General features: G+C 65.8%; 8 protein-coding genes. All 8 read right to left on the bottom strand.

From position 1 onward, the window contains the following. Positions 1-506: 506 nt before the first annotated feature. On the bottom strand, positions 507-12,818 hold the full coding sequence (locus PSH80_RS10435; RefSeq protein WP_305420113.1) for a filamentous hemagglutinin family protein: 12,312 nt from the start codon (positions 12,816-12,818) through the stop codon (positions 507-509). Between the two features lie 190 nt (positions 12,819-13,008). Next, a complete protein-coding gene (locus PSH80_RS10430; RefSeq protein ID WP_186626254.1) occupies positions 13,009-14,199 on the bottom strand; it encodes a substrate-binding domain-containing protein in 1,191 nt (396 codons plus the stop codon). 484 nt (positions 14,200-14,683) lie between these two features. Then, positions 14,684-15,892, bottom strand: coding sequence for a type II secretion system inner membrane protein GspF (gene gspF, locus PSH80_RS10425; RefSeq protein ID WP_057445154.1), 1,209 nt, complete (start codon positions 15,890-15,892; stop codon positions 14,684-14,686). Next, positions 15,892-17,310 (bottom strand): type II secretion system ATPase GspE, encoded by a 1,419-nt coding sequence (gene gspE / locus PSH80_RS10420; protein WP_057959142.1) that lies wholly within the window; start codon positions 17,308-17,310, stop codon positions 15,892-15,894. The genes gspF and gspE overlap by 1 nt, the downstream gene beginning before the upstream one ends. Positions 17,311-17,440: 130 nt before the next feature. Next, positions 17,441-19,723, bottom strand: a complete 2,283-nt coding sequence (gene gspD, locus PSH80_RS10415; protein ID WP_115127976.1) for a type II secretion system secretin GspD — start codon at positions 19,721-19,723, stop codon at positions 17,441-17,443. After that, complete coding sequence (gene gspM, locus PSH80_RS10410) at positions 19,720-20,247, bottom strand: type II secretion system protein GspM (RefSeq protein ID WP_170045831.1); 528 nt, start codon at positions 20,245-20,247, stop codon at positions 19,720-19,722. Before gspM ends, gspD begins: the two co-directional genes overlap by 4 nt. Then, complete coding sequence (gspL, locus tag PSH80_RS10405; RefSeq protein ID WP_289142075.1) at positions 20,240-21,352, bottom strand: type II secretion system protein GspL; 1,113 nt, start codon at positions 21,350-21,352, stop codon at positions 20,240-20,242. The genes gspM and gspL overlap by 8 nt, the downstream gene beginning before the upstream one ends. Beyond that, complete coding sequence (gene gspK, locus PSH80_RS10400; protein ID WP_305420107.1) at positions 21,349-22,272, bottom strand: type II secretion system minor pseudopilin GspK; 924 nt, start codon at positions 22,270-22,272, stop codon at positions 21,349-21,351. Before gspK ends, gspL begins: the two co-directional genes overlap by 4 nt. Positions 22,273-22,276: the final 4 nt, after the last annotated feature.

Below are 22,276 nucleotides of genomic sequence, written 5' to 3'. Positions count from 1 at the left end.
TTCCCCCCTGTGGGAGCTGGCTTGCCTGCGATGGCGGTGTATCAGTCGATAAATGTATTGGCTGATGCACCGTCATCGCAGGCAAGCCAGCTCCCACAGGGGTACGCACACGCTTCGACGATCAGGTCGGCTGTCAGGCCGCCTCGCTTTGCTTTTGATCTGAGGCGCCCCGTTAAACCACGCTGGCCGTCATCCGATATTGATTTGGGGGGTAAACCGGCAGGACGCCGGTTTAGCCGCGCTGGGCCATGGATGGCCCATCGCGGCGGCCCCCCAAATCAATGTCGGATGACGGGCACACCGAGCCTGGGCGAGGTGCCGAGTGGTGGGGCAAGAGCCCTTTTGGTTACTTTTGGCTGGGCCGGCACTCCGGGCTCTTTTCCAAAAGTGACCCGCTGTAAGAGCGGAACCAATAGCCGCCGTTACCGCAGCAACGGATATGTACACAAACCTAGAAGGTTGTGTAGCTACCTATGCCCATCGCAGACAAGCCCACCGTGTGAACCTTACAAACTGATCTGCCCCCGCTCCTCATCCGTCAACCGTGCCTTGGCCTGTTCGCTCAACGGCCCCGCCCCCAGCACCTGCACCGGGCTGTCGGGGTTGTAGGTCGGCGCCCGGCGTGCTTCTTCCTCCCGGCGTTGCACCGGCTCGGTGCCAAACCCCAGCACTTCCACCGTGACGATCGACGCCCGGCCCTGGCGCGCTGCAGCCTGTTGGTTGCGGGCCGCGTCTTCGGCGGCCTGGGATGCCGCTGCCCCCGCCGCGCTGGCTGAGCTCATGGCCGCGGTGTTGACCGCCGCCGACACCGGCACCCCCGACGATTTACCCTGGGTCTGGATATTCGCCGCGTTGACCACCCGCAGCGCGGCAATGTTGATATTGCCCGACACACGAATCCCCGCTTCACCGGCGTCGATGGTACCCAACGGCGCAATCAGGTCGATATCCCCTGCCGGCACTTCCGGGATCGGGTTTAGCGTGGCGATCCCCGCACCGGTACTCGGCACCGACGGCGACAGGCTGACGTTGCCCCAGTTGTCATACACACGCCGTGGCGGGGTGTAGACCACGGTGGTCTTGGAACCCCGCCCGGCGTTGATATCGCCTGCGGCGGACCAGCCCATGATCGAGCCGCCAAAGGTGGTCATAATCCGGCTCTGGCCCAGCAGGATGCTGTCCAGGGAATACAGCTGGATATCCCCCGCGCCCTGGGTAATGACCCCGGCGGTGGACGGCGGTGCCGCCCCCTCGATGCCGAATGTCTGGCCACCACCCGGGGTGAGCATCTGGATCGAGCCACCGAAATTGGTGTGCACCCCGGCACCGCCGAACAGGGTGATATCGCCCTTGTAGGCGATGGCATTGCCGGCCACGTCCTTGTCCGGGAACAACCCGGCAATCGCCGCCCGCCCCCGCACATAGCTGCCCTCGCGCACGCCGCCAGCCTGGTTGTATTCGCGACCGGCGGCCTTGAGTTCGGCAAAGTACACCTCACGGGCAAACACCCGCTGCTGCTGCGCCGACAGCGCCGCGTAGTAGGCGCGGGCCTGTTCACTGTCACCGACAAACCCGAAGCGCTCGGCCAGCCACCCGGCCAGTTCGCGTTCGTAGGTCTTGGCGACTTTGCCTCCCAGCAGCGTCAAAGGCTCGCCCGTCTGCAGTTGGTTCTCAGGATTCAGGTAAGTCTCGACAAAGCGCCGGTAGTCCGGACCGTTGGGGCCAACACCCGCCAGCATGACGATGCTCGCGCCGGGACGGCTGTCACCTGCGGCCACGGCGCCAAGGCTGTTGACGCTGACCTTGTCCTCCATAAGGAGGTTGCGCCCTGCCGTCAACTCCAGGGTGCCGGGCCCTGCGACATTGAAGCTGCTGTAGAGCATGTCGCGCCCGGCACTGACAATGGAGATGTCAGTCAGGCCGTTATGCACGAACAGGTTGGCGTCGAAGGCATATTCACCGGTATCCACTTCGCCACCGCTGGCGCCCCCCAGGCGCGTGCCGCTGCTGACGATGTCACGCCCCGCCCGCATCCAGACCGGGCCTGCGCCCTCATAAAACGTTTGCCCCACACGCGGGTCTCCGGCGCTGGTGATGGTCAGGGCACGCCCACTGTTGACGCCCAGCAGGTCACCGCTCAACGCATAAAAACGCGCAGGTTCCAGGGTATCGCCCCACGACGTGCTGGCCGTGTTGGCACCGAAGGTGAACAGCGGGGAAAGCCCCAGGCGTGCAATGTTGCTATCGCCGGAAAGGTTGCCGCTGCCCGCGATGGGCAGGGAGTTGACGAAGCCCAGGAACGCCGGGTTGAGGATCGTCGCCATGCTGTCCGGCGCGGCGCTGGAACGGCTGACGGTGAGGTCGCCGCCATAGATCGAATCCCCAGCCAGCAATTGCAATTGACCGTTGGCCGATGGCGCCAGCACCAGTGCCGCCAGCGGTGGCAGCGAGCCAGGGTTGGCGGTCGCGGCACGCCCGTAATACAGGCTGCCGCTGGCGGCCACCGCACGCAATGTGGCGGGATAGACCGCCGCCATATCCGTCTCCAGCGTTTGCGTCAGCGGCGTAAGGTTGCCACCGGCCGAAAACAGGTCCACTGCCGTGTTGCGGGTCCACAGGCTGAACCAGCTCTGCCCGACGCCGTTGACCCCGTCGTTAACGTAGGCCAAGGCATTTGTCTGTGCGACGCGCCCTGGATCGGCCACATCCTGCAGCACCAGGTCGCCACGGGTGGCCAGGTTGAAGGTGGCATCACCGGGTAACAGGCTCAAGCCACCGGCCGCCGCGGCTGACGTGGCGCGCAGTGGATCATAGGCGCGGACTTCGCCGGGGCTCTGGTCGATCACCCGGCTGCCATAACGCAAGGTCAGGCTGCCCAGGGCGCCGCCGGTCAGTTGCACGTGCCCACGCAGGTTCACCAGCGTGCCGTTGAGGTGGTCCTGGGTAATCTGACTACCTGGATTCACGGCACCGCCGACCCGCAGGTTCAAGTCGCCACCGCCGGTCAGTTGCAGGCTGCCGTCAGCCGCCACGCGCCCGGTGCTGCCCACCGCCAACACCAACCCCTGGCTGCGCAAGTTCACCGCCTGGGGCACATAACCGGCAGCCAATGGCCGGATGATCCCGGCATCGCCGCCCACGTCGACATTCAGGTTGCCCCCGCCCAACGTACCGAAGCCGGTGAAGCCGACCATCTGGTCGGCGCCCCCCGCCAGGGCGAGGTTGCTGGCGTAGGTACCAAAATTGATCCACCAGGCCGTCGCTTGTGCCGCCGAGCCACTCAAACCATTGCCCTGGCGCCATAACCAGTTGCCGACATTCGCCGAATCCTGGCCGCGATCGTTGCGGACCGGACGCCCCGAGGCACTGAGTGACGGGCTGGTGATGTTACCGGTCAGGTTCCCACCCACTTTCAACGACAGGTTGCCGCCTGCCTCCGGATACCAGGCGCGGTACACACTGTCTGCGCCGCCATTGACCAGTTTCTCGTTGCCACCCACGCTATTGCCCAGCACCTTGGCGTTTTCGCCAAGCGCCCGCGGCAGGTTGTAGGGGTCGTTGGCCGAGGTACCCGTGGAAGAACTGCCAGCGGTGTAGACCCCGTACAGCGACTCCATGCTCAGATTGCCAGCGGCCAACAAGTCCAGGTCAGCGGCCCCGGTGCGCACCACACTGAAACGGCTACTGCCCCCCGCCACCAGGCTGTAGGCATCGCCGCCCGACTCACAGGAACCGGGGTAGTCCGTGCAGGTTCCAAGGTTGCCAGGGCTCACGGGCTCGCCGACCATGCTGGTGTCGCCGTAATTGTCGATGGAGCCCTGCTCGGTCCAGACCAGCACGCCCTGGGCGAACATGCCGTAATGGCTGTCGGCCAGACGCAGGTTGCCGGTCACTGGAGAAACTTGCAGCCTGCTACTGTCGGCCGCCTGGGTGTCGGCCCCGGCCACCAGGCGGATCGCCCACGCCTGGGAGCCTTCCGTCAGCATCGGCGCAACGCCCCAGTTCTTGCCCTGGCGGCCGGCCTCCTCGACCCGCAATTTCACCGACTTCGCATTGCCTGCCAACTTCACATTGGTGCCGGCCGGCAACAAGGCGCCACGGGGCAGTGCCTTGCTGCCATTGAGGGTCACGAACGCAGTGCTGCCCAGACGCCCGGGCAATGGCACGCCCTTGGGCCAGATCATCGCCCTGACACTGGTGTTGCTGGTCAACAGGGTACCGGCCCCCAGAACCGTGCCGGCCTCCAGGGTCTGGCTCTGGCTCAGCAGCGTCCCTGCCGCGAACAGCTGCGTGCCCGAGCCGTCGAGTATCGCCGCCGCCAGTACCGTACCGGCAGGCAGTACCAGGGGCTGGCTGAGGGTCACCGGCACCGGCAACCGCGTACCGTTCGCCAGGCTCAGGGCCTTGATCGACACATCGAAGTTGAGGATCGCGCCCGCCGGAAACCTGGTGCCGTCGGCCAGGGTCACGCCCGTGCCCGGCACTACTTGGGTGCCGCCGGTGTAATTGATCCCGGGGAGCAGCACCCAGCCGTTGTCATCGTCGCTCGGCGGTGGCGGGGTAAAGCCGTCGTTGATGCTGCCGTAGATATTCAAGTCGCCGCCGGCGCGCAGGGTCAGGCGGCCGACTTCGCCGGAACCATACACATCCGGGTTTTTCTGGGTATGTGGGTTGAGGCTGGCGTAGCGATAACCGGACAGGTCCAGGTCGCCCTGCACCACCAGGTCACCCTGGGGCGTCTTGCTGACAATCTCTACCCCCGGCCGCAGATGCAAGGCGTCGGCGTACGTGGCGTTATTCAGGCCCGCGAGCTTGTTATTCAGTAGGTCGTGGTTGCTGAGGGCTGCGTTGATAAACAGCACGCTCAGCTCATGTTTTTTGTCCAGGTACTTCTGGTCGATCACCTGGTACGGACGCCCACTGGCCGTGGCATCGGTCTTGGTCGGCGCATCGTCGTAGCTGATCATGCCGTTGAGGGCAATCGAGCGCGCGCCCTGGATATCCAGGCGGCCACGGGCATCAATGGCAATGTCATCACTGTTCAGGCGCGGAGCATTGAGCTCCAGGGTGCCACGGCTGCGACCGTCATGGCCCACGCCCCCATCGGTCCCGTGACGCAGGTCGATACGCGCGCCATCGGCCAGGGTCAACTGGCCCTGGCCCGAACCCAGCACCACCATGGCGCGGTTCGGCGCGTCGATGATCTGGCCATGGCTGTCCACCCGCAACTGGCTGCCATGGGCATCGAGCACGGCGCTGCCGTCCAGGGTCAGGCCGGTCTTGGCCGTCAGGTTGATGCTGCCCACCCGCTCGCCACTGGCATCCACCCGCCCGGTGACGCGCAGGCTGCCGTTGTCCAGCGAGACACTGACGCTGTTGGCCTTGACCTCATTGCCGATGCTCAGGTCGCCCTGCTTGAGCTGGAAGCTGCGCGCCCCAAACACCTGGCCCTGGTTGAGCCGTTGGTTGAGGGCGGCAAACTGTTCGTCCAGGATGCCGCTGGTGCCCAGGCGCTGGGCCTGGATCTCCACCGCACCGGCCAGGTACGGCACCCGAGTGCCACCGGCATCGTAATAACCGCTGCTGCCGGCCAGAAGCTTGCCTGCCAGGTCAACCACACCGCCTGTGTCCCCCACGGCCACTGCCCGCAGCGTGCCCGCCTGGTTATGCTGCGCCGACAGGTCGATGGTTGAGCCGGTGGCCTGCAGCACATTGCCTTCGCGGCTTTGCAGCGATACCTCACCCCCCGCGCCATATTTGGTCAGGTCGTTGAAGACGATGGCGCGACCGGCCACATCAATCAGTGAGTCATCGGTCAACACCACGTCGCCACGGGCGTCGAGGGTGACCTTGCCGCTGGGCAGCACCACCGCGCTGGCCAGGCGAATGCTGTCGCCCTGCAGCGACAGCTCGCCGCCCAGGCCCTCGACCTTGCCCCGGGCCCCCGCCGAGGCGCCGATATCCAGGGTGCCGCCGGCGGTGATGCGGTTTACCGAGCCCGCCTCGCCGGTCAGCAGTGGCGTGAGAATGCTCAAGTCGCCGCCGGTATAGGCAAAACCCTTGAGCGGATCATAGGCCCCCTGGCGCTGATAGACCGACAGGCTGCCCTTGTGGTTGGCGGTGATGCGCTCGCTGGCACTGAGGTTGACGTGGGCAAACCCCAGCGCCAGGCGATCGAAGCGCTTGGTCGTGCTCGGCTGGGCAAAGTCGCCATAGCCGAATTCGATGCGTTCGGCCTGGATATCCAGGCGCCCATTACCGCTGCCAGCGCCGCCGTCGATGGCGGCAACGGCCGGCGTTTCAGCGCCGAGCCAGATCAGGTTGGCGGTGTGGATGCTCGCCACATCACTGGCGCTGCCGGCGCCGTAGATCGCCGGGGCAGACAGCATCAGGCGGCTGAGCAACGACTTGCCGGTCACCGCGTCATAGGTGTCGAGGGCACTGGAGCCATAGAAGTTGAAGCTGTCGCGGGCCGAGAGTTGCAGGGTTTCCAGGGCCGGCGCGCCGAACTGCGTGTCACCACGCAACAAGCGGTCCAGCACCTGCTGGGTCAGGGTCATGCCGGCCGGCAGGCGATTGCCGGCCGCCGCTGCAGCCAGGGCTTCAGGGCTGCCGACGTTAATGCTCGCCAGCCCCAGGTTGAGGTGACGGGTGCCGTAGCGCACCTCATCCCCCATCTGCAATGTCTTGTCGGTCAGGGCGACGATACTGCCCTCGGAATACAGGGCAGTCTGGCCGCTACAGGGCGCGCTGTTGCACGCCCCCAGATTGATCCCGCCACTGGCGGCGCCGCCCGCTTGCACAGCGTTGACCACGTTGAGCAAACCGTTGGAGACCGCCAGCATATTCGCCACCTGGTAGACGAAACCGTCCCGTGCGTCATAACTGGCCTTGCCCCGGCCAAGGGTATTGATCGAGGCGCCCTGCTCCATGACGATCTCGCCGGTGGAACTCACCAGGAACACTTCCGGTGCGGCCAGGCTCGCCCCTTCACGCAAGGTAATAGAGCTACTGTTGGCGCCGACCACGTTGATGTAGTTGCCGCTCTGGCCATACGAAACCTGGGTCATCCCGCCAATCATCAGGCGTGCCGCGCCCAGCGCATTGAGGCTGGCTGCCCCCACGCTGACGCCCTCGAACCCCTCCGTGGCGGCCTTGCCTGGCGCCATTACTTCGATCCCGCCGGTTCCCATGTTCATCACTGCAACAGTGCCGGCAAAACCGTCGGTGGCCGCCTCAAAGCGGCCGATACCGGCGAACGAAAAGGCGTTCGCCCCACCACCGGGGTGCAACGCCAGTTTCAGGGTCTTGGCATCCACCGGCAGCAACGCCCGTGGCACGCCGAGCTTGGCCGCATCAGCCACGGCGAACTGCGCATAGCCGGTTTCGTTGTACTGGGAGTAGCGGCGCAGGGTGTCGGCCGAGGTCAGGATTACCTGGCTGGCGACCCGGTTACTGATCCCGGTGTTGACGATGGACAAGCGCCCGGCAGCCGACCAGGAGCCATTGCGCAGCGCCTGTGGCACCTCTTCGGTGCCGCGCCCCGCGAGGCCGTTGATTTCGACACGGAACGCCCCCGGCATCAGCGCATAGGTGGAGGGCATCAGGGTATAGGTGCCTGCGGCCAGCCCCGGGACGCCAGCGTCCAGGGTGATTTGCTGGCCGAGCAACGGATCGACTGCGCCCCCCTCCGGGGCCACCGGGGCATAACCCGGTTGCGCGCCGGGCACGATGGCGTACACCGGGTTACTGCCCAGGCCCGGCAGGACAAAGCCGCCGTGGGTGCCGACCTGCATCAGTGGGTTATAACGCGCATCGGTGGAGCCGCCACGGCCGGAAATAAACCCGGCACCGAGCAGTTCGCCGCCGCCGGACAGGTCCAGCGTGGCCTCTGGCAGCACCGCCACCGATTGCCCACCGAGGATTACCCCCACGTTGAGATCGCCATTGAGGTTGGCAATCGCCCCCTGGCCGAGGAACGACACGGTCTCGCCGTTGTACTGGTAGACCTGGCCATCCACCGTGCCGCCGTAGGGCAGCACCAGGCCCTTGCCGCTCACCGAAGTCAGGCTGCCGGGCAGCAGTTCGACCTTGTGGGTGCCCAGGATGCCGACCTCGATCAACCCCAGGGGCGCACGCACCACCCCGCCCTGCCTGATGCTCGGGCCGCCCAGTTGCAGGCGACCGAAGGCCGAGTAAGGCACCGCGCCCGTCTCGTTGCCGGCACGGGCGATGGTCAGGGTGCGCGTCGGGTCGTAACCGTCAACCCCATCCAGGTAACCGGCCAGCACCCGCGCGCCGACTTCGGTGGCCGGGTACAACTGCGCGGCCTGCAGGGTCATGTCGCCCCGGGTCATGATCTGCGTACTGATCCCCTGGGCGACCGCATCGGCGCTGGCCCCCGCGAGAAAACGCAGGTCGCCCTGGCTGCTCAGCTGCACGTCATCGAAACCACGGCGGTCGACGCTCAACTGGCTGTTGTCGGCCTGGGTCAGGTTGCTCTTGTTGCCGAACAACACATTGCCGCGCACCTCCAGCAGATTGGCACTGGCAGTGAACTGCGCCTGGCTGGCGCGTTGCGACATGGCGCTGGTCAACACCGGATGCTGGTATTGGTCCTTGGCCTCCAAGGGCGCAAGGATGCCCGCCAGCAGCAGGTGCGGTGCCGACAGATTGACCCGGGCATTCTGCGCAGCCTGCTCACTCAGCCCCAGAGCGCCACTGTACAGACGCAGGCTCTGGCCCATGTGCAGCGACAGATCACCGTCAACACTCAGCAGACCATTGCTCAGCAAGGCCAGGTTGTCGAACCCGCCGGCGCTGACCTGGTCCACGCCCAGGCGAGCATGCCCGTACTCCAGCTCCGCAGCCGCGGCCTCGGCAGTGCCCGCCAGCGTGCTGGGCTGGTGGGTCTGGCTGAGTAACAGCTCCCGCGCCTTGAGCACGCGGTCGCTGACCGCGCTCCTGAGGTAGTAAGGGCTTTCCAGGGCCAGGGCCAGGCTGCCGCCCGAGGCCCCGGCACCACCGGCCCGGGCCACAAAGCGCCCGTCCAGGTACAGGCCATTGTTGGAGGCAAGGCTGATACTGCCGCCATTGCTGGCCACCGGTACCCGGCCCTGGCCCGGCAGGTCCAGGTCCGCCTGGGCCCCGGACGCCTCCAGGCGCGCACCGTCACGCACCACCACAAACACATCACTGGCCTGGGCAATGCCGGTAGCGAGGTTGATCGTGCCACCGAGGCTGATACTGCCGCCATTGCGTACCAGGCCATAGTGGCGGCCACGATTGTCCACGGCGCTTGCCGCCCGCGCCGCCACGTCGATCAGCGCCTGCTCGCCGACCCAGATCGAACGCCCATGACCTGCGGCATTCACCGCCTCGGAACTGGCCACGTTCAGCCCGCCCAGGCTGACGCTACCGCCCCAGGCGTTGAGCGAACCGTTGACGGTCAACTGGCCGACGCTGCGCAAATTGATGGCCTGGCCCGGATCGACCGTGATAACCGCGCCCTGGCCGACGCTCAGCGCGGTGCTGGCCAATTGCGCAGCGCTGGAGTCGAGGTGCCCGGCCGTGAGGCTCAAGCTGGCACCGCGCCGCTGGCTCAGCACGCTCTTGAGCGCGTCCTGCTGATACAACTCAGGTGTCCACACCTGCATCAGACTCGCCGGATCAGTGCCGCTCGGCAGCGTCTGCACCTGCTCGCCAACCCGGTACACCGGCACCTCGACCCCGACCTGGGTGCCGTCAGCAACAATCAACCCTTCGTTGCCGGTGATGTCATACGCCGAGAACCCTTTCTTGAAAAAGTCCCCCGCCAGGTGCAGGGTGCCCGCGTCCAGGCTGCCTGCATCGCCGATCAGTACCTGGCGCGACTGCAACGCCAGAGTGCCGCCACCGCTGACGCCATAACCGCGAATCTCACCGCCCAACACCAGGGCGCCCTGCGCGCCCAACGTCACGCTGCCGCCCTTGCCACCGCTGACCTTGCCATCCTGGCCGACCGTAGCGCCCGAAGACACCTGCACCAGGCTCTGTGCCCCCAGGCTCACATCGCCGGTGCCACGCAGCGCCACCTTGCCGCCATTGGCGTAAGCCACACCCTCGGTGAGCGACGGCTGCAGGGCCAGGTTGTTCCAACGCCCGGACGCATCCAGCACCACCCCGGCGGCCACCGCGACGTGCCCGCTGCCCGCCAGAATCACCTCTTCAACGGCATTCTGCCGATCGAGGTTGACCTGACTGAGCACGTTGCCGGCGTGGAGGCTGCCACCGTGGGCGGTCAGATTGGCGTTGACCGCCACCTGGGGCCCGTACAGGGTGATATCGCCACCGTCGGCCACCGACAACCCACCATTGACCGTAATCTGCTGCTTGGCGCCGACCTTGATCGCGCCCAACTGGAAGCCGTTGAGTTGCGCGCTGTCGAGCACCAGCGTGCCCTGGCGCCCGGCCGGCAGCGCGGTGCCCAGGTCGAGGCCGGCGGCGATTTTTTGTGTGCCGCCTTCGATCAGCACCTGCTCCATACCCGGCGTCAGGGCGTAACGCAGAGTGCCGGTGCTTTTGTTGAAGATCGGCGTGTACTGGCCAATGATCAGTTGCGCACGTTGGGCCTGGGCCTTCTGCGACTGCTGGTAACCGTCGAGGTTGATGTTCGGCGCCTGGGTCTGGCGCTCGCCCTGGAACACATCACTGATCAACTGCCCTTCAAGCACCGCATTGCCGGTACCGATCACCAGCTTGCCGGCATCGCGGCCCACGGTATAACCAGCCTCGAAACGTCGCTGGGGAGCGATCAGCGGGTTGTAGTACAGATCGGTACGGCCCCAGCGTTCGCTGGTGTCTGCAAAGCCTTTGTAAAGCCCGGTGTAGAGAATATCGCCCGGTGCCTTCGACAGCTCATACAAGCGCCCGTCCGGGCCCTTGAGCCAGGTTTGCTGGACATAACCGCCCTGCACATCCACGGTGCCGCCCGACAGATTGATCTGCGCGCCCTGCTGGGTTACCACATCATCCCCCGTGAACGTCACGGTACCGCCCTGGGCCATCCACTCGCCCACCGAGTGCCCTTGCGTGCCCAGATAGCCACCGACTTCCAGCAGGCCGCCGGCGGTGTACCAGCGGTCCGTCGCGTAGCCGTTGGTACCCGCCGGTACAAACACCAACTCGCGCAGATCGACCCACACATCGTTGTTGATCAATTGCCCGCCATCGCGGTTGACCGGCGCATCGCGCTGCTCGTTGCCCTGCACGTTGATCTTGATGTTGTTGGCTTGCATCGCCACCTTGACGCCGATGGCGCCGGACACGTCGATCATCGCCCCCTCGCGCACCAGGCTGCGCTGGCCGGCGCTGACCGCGACCTGGCCACCGGTGGCGAGGGTTATCGAGCCTTTCTGGAAGTCCACGGTGCCGCCGCTGACGATCTCGATGCGCGACTGATCGGTACGGTCGGCCACCCTGCCCAGGTTATTGAACTGCCCGCTGGCCTGGGGGTTCACCAGACCGTCGAGATTGACCAGGCCATTTTCGCGCTGGTTGTTGAGCGCGGTGGTGCCGCTGCTGTCGAGCAGGATCGCAGTGGTGCTGCCTTCGCCCAGGCTGACGCTGCCGGTGGTGTCGCTGGCCGAGTTGAGTAAGTGAAGGGTGCCACGGGTGTCCACCGACGTGCTGGCCAGGGCTACGCCGTTTTGCTGCACGGTGTGCCCGGTCAGGGTGATGTCGCCGGTAGCGGCCATGATCAGCCCGCTGTTGGTCACGCTGCCCGCGCTGCTGCCGGCCTTGAGGCTGCTGGCGACTTCATTGCCGCGTGTGGTGGAACGGGCATTGCCGGCGGTACCCACGCCCTTGCGGATGTAAAAACTGTCGCCGGCGGCCAGGGTCGTCTGGCCTTTGGCGGTGATGAGGGTGCCGGCGTTTTCCACTTCCGTACCCAACAGCAAGGCATAGCCACCGGCATCGGTGGACGTCGCCGCGTCATGGGTCTGGATCAGCGCCCCCCGCTGCACCTGGACCTTGCCCGCGGCATCGGTGAACGTTGGCTGGGTGCCAGTGGCGTCGAAGTAGATCCCGCGCTGGGTGAATTGCTCGTCGGTGATCGCCGCCGCCGCCGCCACCAGGTTGCGCACGTTGACCTGGCTGCTGCCGCTGAACACCACGCCATTGCGGTTGATGATCATCACGGTGCCAGCGCCCTTGATCTGGCCCTGGATTTCACTGGGGCGCGCGTTGGGGTCATTGACGCGGTTGAGCAAGGCCCAGTTGGACTGCTGCTGGAAGTCGACGGTGGTGTTGCGCCCGACGTTAAAGGTCTCCCAATTGAGGATGGCCTTGTCGGCGGTCTGTTCGATGCTCACCGTGGTCTGGCCACCGGCCTGGCTTTGGGTCGGGCCCTTGGCGTTGATCCAGCCTTGGGTCAGGCTGTTATCGACCTGCAAACCGCCCTTGCCCAAGCCGTCGGGAATCGTCGAGACCTGGCCCAACGCGGCCTGGCGCCCGGCCGCCTGGGCAGCCTGCTGGGCAGCAATCGCCGCGACGCTGTTGTTGAGGGTGCTCAGTGAGCGCTGCATCTGCTGGTTGACCCGCGCCTGCTGGGACAACGGCGGCGGCATCCCCGGTACCTGCGCCCCCGGCCGCGCCGCCGTGGCTGCCTGGGACGCGCCCTTGGCGGCAAACCAGCCGGAACTGAACGCCGTAGCCCCCTGGGCACTGCCCGCCACCAGCAACAAGGCAATGGCATGGGCCAGCGGCTTGAGGCGCAAGACAGTCTGGCCGCTCGGGCCGCGGGCATTCAGGTTTACCGGTGGTTTGCAGCGGACCATCTGGAATCATCCTTCTGTGTGGAGATGCACATCACGTATGGGAGGTAGGCGGTTGGCGAGGGGCAGCACTGAACTTCTGTCATGGAAAATTCATCTGAGGCTCGGCAGCGGCTACGGGGTGAGCCAATAAAAAATCAGCAACGGCACAGGCCGTTGCTGATCAGGGGTTGCAGGTCGAGGAACGCGGGCGTTACAGCGGACGACCGATACCGTTGCAGACGTCGGTCTTACCGATGCTCAGCGGGTTGCTGGCGGTCAGGAAGCTGCTGCGGATCGCGCTTTTCCAGGAGTCTGGCAGTGGCACGAAACGGTTGGCGCGGATGGCGTCATCGTTGTTCACGGTCTCGCCGTAGTGCTGGGCAAAGAAGTCACGGACCTGGTTGGACTGGGTGCCGTTGATATAGCACTGGCTGAAGATCAGGTTGGTGAAGCCCAGGATCGGGTAGCCCGACGTTGGGTAAGGCACCACGCCGGCCACGCCGTTTTTACCGAACACAGGTACCCACTTGTCCGGGTTGCCACGGTCAGCCACGGCGGGCACCGAAACGTTATCAATCGCCTCGGAAACGTTATCCGGAGCAGGCGATACACCTTCGGTGTTGCTTGCCACGTCCTTGCCGACGCGAGCGACCTTGGTCGCGTCGTCCAGGCCTTCCAGGGTGGTGGCCGCGTAGTCAGGGCTCATGTAGGTGATACGGCCTTCGGCGACAGTCGTATCGTTCAAGGCATTCATCACGCCCTGGCTGCCGGCAGCCGCAACGGCACCGGCCGGCAGGCCACCGCTGTAGCTGTTGGCAAAGGTGGTGGTAACGGCGAAGCTGCCGGTTTCAGCGCACTTGGCGTTCAGGAAGCGCGTGAACAGTTCGGTGGTGCCGCTGCTTTCGCTGCGGTAAACCACGGTGATTGCACCGCTACGGCCAGCGCCGGTGATCTGGCTCCAGTTGTTGATACGCCCGGAGAACACACCGCACAGCTCGTTGACGCTCAGGTCAACCGCATTGGCACCGCTCTTGCGGAAAGGAATGGCCACCGAAGTGGCCACCGACGGCACCTGGATCAGCTTGCCCCAGCCTGGCTGCTTGGCAGAGGCATAGGTGGACAATTCAGTGGCGCTGAGCTTGGAGTCGCTGCCGGCCCAGTGCACGTTCTTGGTGGTCACGCCGGGTACGAGCTTGTCGTATTTGTTTTCCAGGAACGCGGCCTTGCCGTTGCCGCTGCCGACACCGATGTAGGCGGCGAAACCGGCAGTCAGTACGCCGGGCGTCTGGTACAGCGGCTGTGGCAGGGTTGCGCCACCGCCGTTGACATCAGCGAATGCAGCCTGGGCCGAGCAGAGGGCCGCGAGGGTCATGGATACCGCGAGAACGTTGCGCTTAAACATGAAGAAGCTCCTTTCGTCGTATTCATACGTTGAGGTAGATGGCTCTTGCATGACGCCATGGCACTCGGTTCACACGCCGTGATCCAGCGGGCTTGCGGGGCGAGGCCATGGACACGAAGGTCGCAGTTTCCGATGACAGATAAGGGAAAAAACCTCGGGAGGAACAGCTTGATTTTTAAAAAGATTCTCGGGTGTTTTGGCAATGATTGTGGCTTTTATCGGGGTGGGTGACAGCGAGGTTTCAGGGAGTGTTTCGACGATGGCGGGCGGGCCGTGCGCAGGGGGGCAAAGATGACGCAATGACGAACCCGAGGCGGGGTGATGGGCGGGTCGGGTAATTGACTTGCAGCCAGTCACCACCGATACAAATGTGGGAGCTGGCTTGCCTGCGATAGCGGTGGTTCAGTCACTGTTTCTGCCGGCTGATACGCCGCCATCGCAGGCAAGCCAGCGCCCACATTTGCACCGGCGCAGTCTTCACAGGTCAGGTAACCAATTGGTTGATCTCGATGATCGGCAACAGCACCGCCATCACGATCACCAGCACCACCGCGCCCATCACCACGATCATCAACGGCTCCAGCAATGCAGTCATGCCCATGGCCCGCCGTTCGATATCCCGCGACAGGGTCTGCGCCGCCCGCTCCAGCATCGGCGGCAGGGCGCCGGTTTTTTCGCCGCTGGCGATCAGGTGGATCAGTACCGGCGGGAAGACCTTTTCCACCGCCAGGGCCGGCGCCAGGTTAACCCCTTCGCGAACCTTGGCCGTGGCATCGCTGACACACTGGCTCAGACGGTCGTTGGACAGGGTCTGGCGCGCCGCTTCCAGGGCGCGCAGCAAGGGCACGCCGGCACCGCCGAGGATGGCCAGGGTCGAGGCGAAACGCGCGGTGTTGAGCCCCAGCACAAACCGCCCGAGCAGCGGCAGGCGCAAGACCCGGCTGTGCCAGTTCAAGCGCGCCACGGGGTTGCGCAGGTACAGGCGCCAACTCCAGAAGCCCGCGACCAGCCCGGTAAAACACAGCCAGCCCCAGGCGCGGATAAAGTCACTGGCGTTGAGCATTGCCAGGGTCAGCCCCGGCAGGTCCTGGCGCGCCTGGGAAAAGGCGCTGACCACCTGCGGCACCACGTAGCTCAGGAGGAAAATCACAATGCCGATGGATACCAACCCCACCACCCCTGGATAGATAAAGGCCGTGAGAATCTTGCCCCGCAGGTTGTTGCGCTCTTCGATGTAGTCGGCCAGGCGCTCCATGACCTGGGCCAGGTCGCCGGACTCCTCCCCCGCCGCAATCAACGCCCGGTAAATCGATGGGAAGTCCCGTGGCCGCGCAGCCAATGCATCGGCCAGGCGCATGCCGCTGCGCACATCGGCGCGCACTGCGCTGAGGGTCTGGGCGATATGCTTTTTTTCCGCCTGCTCCACTGTGGCACTCAGCGCCGCCTCCAGGGGCAGGCTAGCACCGAGCAGGCTGGCCAGTTGGCGGGTGGCCCAGGCCAGGTCGTTGTCCGACAGCTTGGCACTGAACAGGCTGCTGCCTGCCACGTTGGCGTTGCCTTCGAGCTGCACCAGCAACGCGGTCAGACCACGACTGCGCAGGCTGGCAAAGGCCGCGCCCTGGCTCTCGGCCTCGAGGTGCCCGGCTTCCAGTTTGCCGCTGGCATCGGCGGCCTCATAGCGATAGCGATTCATCAGGCGTCCCGTGTTACACGCAAGATTTCTTCCGGCGCAGTGGCACCGCTGCGCACCCAACGCTCGCCGTCTTCACGCATGCTGAACATTCCGGCGTGGCGTGCCGCGACGCGTATCTGCTGCTCGCCGGCCCCCTGGTGGATCAGGCCGCGCACCGCGTCATCGACGCAGAACAATTCATGGATGCCGGTGCGGCCGCTGTACCCGACCTGGTTGCACTGGCCACACCCCACCGGGCGCCAGGTGCCGGGGGCCGCCGGGTCAGGCTGTTTGCAGTGCGGGCACAGGCGGCGCACCAGGCGCTGGGCCAATACACCGAGCAGCGACGAGGCCAGCAGGAACGGCTCGACCCCCATGTCGATCAGGCGATTGACCGCCGACACCGCGTCATTGGTGTGCAACGTGGCCAGCACCAGGTGCCCGGTGAGTGAAGCCTGCACGGCGATCTGCGCGGTCTCCAGGTCGCGGATTTCGCCGATCATGATGATGTCCGGGTCCTGGCGCAGGATCGCACGCAGGGCCAGGGCGAAGGTCATGTCGATCTTGGCGTTGACCTGGATCTGGCTGATCCCCGGCAGGTCGTATTCCACCGGGTCTTCCACGGTGAGGATATTGCTCGTGCTGGCGTCCAGGCGCGCCAGGGCGGCGTAGAGGCTGGTGGTCTTGCCGCTGCCAGTGGGCCCAGTGACCAGCACGATGCCGTGGGGCTGGCGAATCAGGCCATCGAGACGCGCCAGCAGCTGCGGGTCCATACCCAGGGTTTCCAGTTGCAGGCGCCCGGCCTGTTTGTCGAGCAGGCGCATCACCACCCGTTCGCCATGGCCGGTGGGCACCGTCGACACCCGTATATCAATCGGCCGCCCGGCAACCCGCAGGGCGATGCGTCCATCCTGGGGCAGGCGTTTTTCGGCGATATCGAGCTGGGCCATGATCTTGATCCGCGACACCAGCGCGCCATGCAGGGCTTTGCGCGGCGACACCACATCGCGCAGGGTGCCGTCGACGCGGTAGCGCACCACGGAGTGGGTTTCGAAGGGTTCGATATGGATGTCACTGGCCTCGTCGCGGGCGGCCTGGGTCAGCAAGGCGTTGATCATGCGAATCACCGGGGCGCCGTCCTGGGTGTCGAGCAGGTCGGTGATTTCCGGGATGTCCTGCATCAGGCGGTCGAGGTCGACTTCGTTTTCGGCGGCGCCGACCACGGCGGCGGCACTGCCGGTATCGGCGTAGGCGCTGGCCAGCAGGCCGTCGAGCTCATCGTCGCGCACCTGCTCGATGGCGGCCTCGCCGAATTGCCGGTGGACCTCGCTGATCGACCAGCCGGGGGTCGAGGGGCAGATGGTCAGGCGTGGGCCTTCGGGGGTGGGCTGCAAGAGGATGCGTTGGGATTTGGCCCAGGCGTAGGGGAGCAGGCTCATAGGGACCCGCCCTTGCGGCGGCTCAGCGCACAGTAAGCCAGGGCTGCGCCCATGCTCGGCAGCCCGATTCTCGAGGCGACCGCATCCCCCTGTGGGAGCTGTCGAGCCCCACAGGGGGAGTGGGTGCGACTCACGGGCGTGTACTCCCCGGCATCGCCTTCTCCACCGCCGGCAACTGCGGCGCCTGCACATCCGGCAGTGCCCAGCTGTGCTGCGGCTGCAAGCCACCCTGGGCGCGGCGCATAAAGTCGTAGCGATTGCGCGTAATGCTGCGCCCCGCGCCGCTGTCGCGAATGATGTAGGGCCGCAGGAACACCATCAGGTTGGTCTTGTTCACACTGCGCGACTCGTTGCGAAACAGTGCGCCCAATCCCGGGATGTCTGATAGCCACGGCACTGCGTCGTTGCTCTGGGTATAGCCATCCTGCAACAGCCCGCCCAGCACCATGATCTGCCCGTCATCCAGCAAGATGCTGGTATCAATCGCGCGCTTGTTGGTCACCGTGCGCGCATCCCCCGACGCCCGGGTATCGACGCTGCTGACTTCCTGGTAGATATCCAGCTTCACCGTACCGCCCTCGGAGATCTGTGGCCGTACGTTCAACTTGAGCCCCACTTCCTCACGCTGCACGGTCTGGAACGGGTTATTGCTGGTGCCGCCCCCGCCGGTCACGTAGCTGCCGGTGATGAAGGGAATGGTCTGGCCGACGAAGATACTCGCCGCCTCATTGTCCAGGGTCAGCAGGTTCGGCGTGGATAACACATTGGTCCCGCCCTTGCTCTTCAACGCCCGCGCCAGGACTTTGAGGTCCAGCACCCGGCCGATCCCTGGAATATCCACGGTGCCGTCCACCAGGCCGATGTTCAGGCCCTTGGGCAGCACGTCGATGCTGGTCTTGCTGGTGGGGGTGCCGTTGATCCCGCTGCCGCCCAGGTTGACACCGCCAAAACCACCCTTGCCCCCCAGGTTGCCGGCCTGCCACTGCACGCCGAATTCGCTGGCATCGTCTTCGTTGACTTCGACGATCAGGCTTTCGATCACCACCTGGGCGCGGCGCTGGTCGAGCATGTCGATGACTTCGCGCAGGTTGCGGTACAGCGGATCCGGGGCGGATATCAGCAGGGTATTGGTGGTCGCATCGGCCTGGATCGTCACACCGCCGGCACTGAAGGCGGTGCTCTGCTCACTGCCGGCAGTGCTTGCGCCGGAGCTGTCCTTGGCATAACCGCTGGATGGCGCCGCGCTGGCGGTCGGCGTGCCGCTGCTGTTCTGGGTGCTGCCCTGGCTGGTGCTACCCGCGCCGCCCATCGCACTCAACTTGGAGCGGGCCTCGTCACTGACGCCACTTTCGCTCTCACCGGTCAGCATGCCGCGCAGGGATTGGGCCAGCTTGCCGGCCTGGGCGTTGCGCAGGTACACCACATGCATGTTGCTGGGGTTGCTCTGGGCATTGTCGAGCTTGTAGATCAGGTTGCGCGCCAGCTCCGTGCGCTCCGGGCTGCCGGCACGGATGATGATCGAGTTGGAACGCGGGTCGCCGATCACGGCGATTTTCTGGGTCTGGTCGTTGCCCTGGGTTTCCAGCAACTCGGCGACCATTGCCGCGATATCCACGGCGATGCCGTTTTGCACCGGCACCACGTCGGTGTCGATGGCGCTTGGGGTGTCGATGCCGTCGATGATTTGCCCTACCCGTGCGAGGTTTTCCGCGTAGTCGGTGATGACGATGCTGTTGTTGCCGGGGTAGGCGTTGATCGGGTTGTTCGGCGAAACGATGGGGCGCAACACCGGAATCAGGTTCACCGCGTTTTCGTATTGCAGGCGGAAGGTGCGGGTCTGCATGCCGTTGCCACTGGGGCTGGCGGCGTTGTAGATCGGCCCGCCCAGCAGTTTGGCGTCGGCTTCCGGGACCACCTGGGCCACGCCCCCCACGTCGACCACGCTGAAGCCCTGCATGCGCAGCGCCGCCAGCAGCATGTCGTAGGCCTGGTGCGCCGGGACCTGGCCTTCGCTGACCAGGGTCAGGTTGCCCTTGACCCGGGGGTCTACCAGGAACTGCTGGCCGGTGGCGCGGGACAAGGCGCGTACCACCGCCTGGATCTCGGCGTCGACGAAGTTCAATTGCACCGGCTGGTCACCCAGCGGGTTGCGCACCTTGGCCGGCGCGGCGACCGGGCCACGGGCGCGGTTGCTCAGCGGGTGCTGGACCCGCGGCTGGGGGCTGATTTCGCGCTGGCGATCGGGCAACGGCACGCCATTGCGCCGGGTGTCGGCCAGGGGCTGGCCGAGTTCGCTGTCCACCAGCAAGGGCGCAGGTGTGGGCGCCGGGGTGTGGCTGCAGGCACTGAGCGCCAGCAACAGCAGCGGCGCCACCTGGCGAAACGGCGCTGAACGGGGAAGTGACCACTTCATGAAGCTTCCTTAGCGCCAGGCGCCTGATCCATGCGAACGGTCCCGGACACGCTGCCGGCCGGGTTTTCTGGGGTATCGCCCACACGCTGCAAGCGCGCGTGGGACACCTCCAGGGAAAATGCGCGCGGGCTGGCGAGCAGCCAACCGACCAGCGCATCCGCCGGCGCGTCGGTAAAAGTCAGGCGCCAACCGGCAGGCGCCACGCCCTGCAACTGATAGCGGTCTTTAAGTCCGGCAGCGTCGAGCGCCTGGCGCAGCGCGCCTTCCAGGTCTTGCCCGGCGCGCGCACCGGCACTGGCGCCCTGCAGCAGCACCTGCAAGGTGGCGGCCTGGGTGCGCAGCTTGGGGGTTTCGGCCTGCCAGAAATCAATCTGCTGCAAGGGCGGCTCAATCAGCAGCAACCACACCAAAAAGCCCGCCAGTACCGCCCCGCTGCCGCCCAGCAGGCGCTTTTCGCGCAGGGCCAGGCCGCTCCAGAATCCCTGGAGCTGGCCGCGCAGGTACGGATAGCCGAACTTACTCATCGGCGCCTCCCGTGTTGTCGAGCGGCCCGAGGGTCCAGCCGTGCTCATCGCGGGTGGCAGCGAAACCCGCCTCGGTCAACGCCGCCTGCCACTCCCCTGGGGCGGCCGGGCTGCGACTGTCGGGCAACAGCTCCAGGTGCAACCGGCCTTGATCAAATGCCAACGCCTGGACGCTGCCGACCATAAACGGCAGGTGGTTGCCCGCCAGTTGCAACAGGCTGCTGAAACGCTGGCCGGGATCGGCGGTGGCGCCTTGACCGGCGGCCAGTTGCTGCCGGGCCTGTTGCAGCGGATTGAGGATCACTGGCAAGTGCGGGAAGGCCTGCTTGACCTGGGCAATCATCCGCGCTTTGAGCTGTTGCCCTTCGTCCACCTGGCGCGCGGCATACAGGTTCAGGCCCAGGGTCCAGACCGCCACCGCCAGGGCACTGAGCCCCAGCGCCCGGCCCCAGCCACCGCTGCTGGCGCGCTTGAGGTGGCCATGCAAGCCCCAGGCGGGGACCACACCCTGCCAGCGCGCGGGCGTGTGTTCATCGACCTGATGCAACTGCGCGCCAGCCTGCACCAGTTCCGCCAGGGCCTGTGGCCCCAGGGGGTGCAAGGCGCTCTGGTGCAGGCTCTGGCGCAGCAGCAGATGCCCGTCGACGCAGGCCACGCTCAAATGCCCCGCCGGCGGCACAGGCAAGGCATAGGGCGCCGGGTACAGGCCGCGCAAACTGATAGGCACCTGGGCCAGGACCCGCTGCAGGTGTTCCAGGCCAGCCGTCGGCAGCCAGCCCACTTGCACCTGGCCGTTGCTCTGCCGTGGGCTGTGGACCACCTGCATTTGCGCGACCGGGCCGAGGATCAGCGCCTGGGCCGCGCAGGCCACGGCTGCCGCCACTTTAGCGGGCGGCAGTTGCGGCAACTCCAGGCTGCTCAGCAAACTGTCCCGGGGATGCAGGAAACACTCGGCTGCCAGGCTCTTGCGCGGTTGCGCCAACTGCCCAAGGCTGGCCTGACCTTGCCGGCTGACCTGCCCGGCGCGGTCCAACCAGGCGTAGTGCACCAGGCTCTCGGCGCTCAGTTGGGCCAGCGGCGGCAAGGCAATGCGCAAGCGCGTCATGCGCCCACCCGCCACCAGATCACTTGGGGTTGCCGGTCTTCAGGGCGATACAACAATGCTTCGACTGCCACCCGCCGCTGCTCGCGCCGCGCGCGGCCGTGCCAGCGGAACCACTCACTGGTGATTCCCACCTGCACCGAGTCCACCAACAACTGCGGCATACGCAAGCGGTTGACGAAATCCCCGCGGTTGATAAACCAGCGCCCGCTGTCCCGCTCGGCCACCAGCCCCTGGGCCTGGGACAGGCTGAGCCCCGGCACCACCGCACTGAGCACTTCGGCGCTGGCCGTATTGCCATTGACCCAGGTGTTGTCGGGCAACACGCTGACATAGGCCGCCAGGCGTTGCTGCACACCCGGCTCAAGGGCAAGGTCGTCAAGACTTCGCAACATCGGCGCCCTGGCCGGCAGCAAAGTCTGCGCGGCCTCAGGCGAGGTGCTACGCAGGCTGCTCACGTCACTGCCACCCGCACGCTGCGCATAGGAGGCAAGCACCCGTTGGCTGATGAGCTGGCTGACGCTGGGGTCGATGCCGAGCAACTGGCACAGACGTTGGAAACTCTGCAACTGCGCCACATCCGGCTGCTGCTGGCTGACCAGATTGCGCAGGTTGAACTTGCCCTGCTCGTCATCCAGGCGCCCTTCGACCACCCCGGCAAAGGGGCGCGCCCAGGGCTGGTCGAGACGGGTCAGCACCTCTTTGCGCCGCGCGTCCCACAACTGTTGCCGGCTGGCCTGCAGCGCGCCCTGCAACAACCAACTGCCCTGGACCCGCAGTTGTTCGGCCTCAAGGCTGCGGGTGAACACGCTCTGGCGGGTGAGCATGGCCCCGGCAAGCACCGCCACCACGGCGGCGATCAGCAACGCGCTGATAATCGCCATGCCGCGCTGCTTCGCCGCTCTGGGCAAATGGCTGTTCATGGCG

Origin of the sequence: Pseudomonas sp. FP818, assembly GCF_030687335.1 — a bacterium.
Lineage (GTDB): Bacteria > Pseudomonadota > Gammaproteobacteria > Pseudomonadales > Pseudomonadaceae > Aquipseudomonas > Aquipseudomonas shahriarae.
The sequence above is the reverse complement of the archived record's forward strand: the minus strand, read 5'-3'. Positions and strand labels throughout refer to the sequence as shown.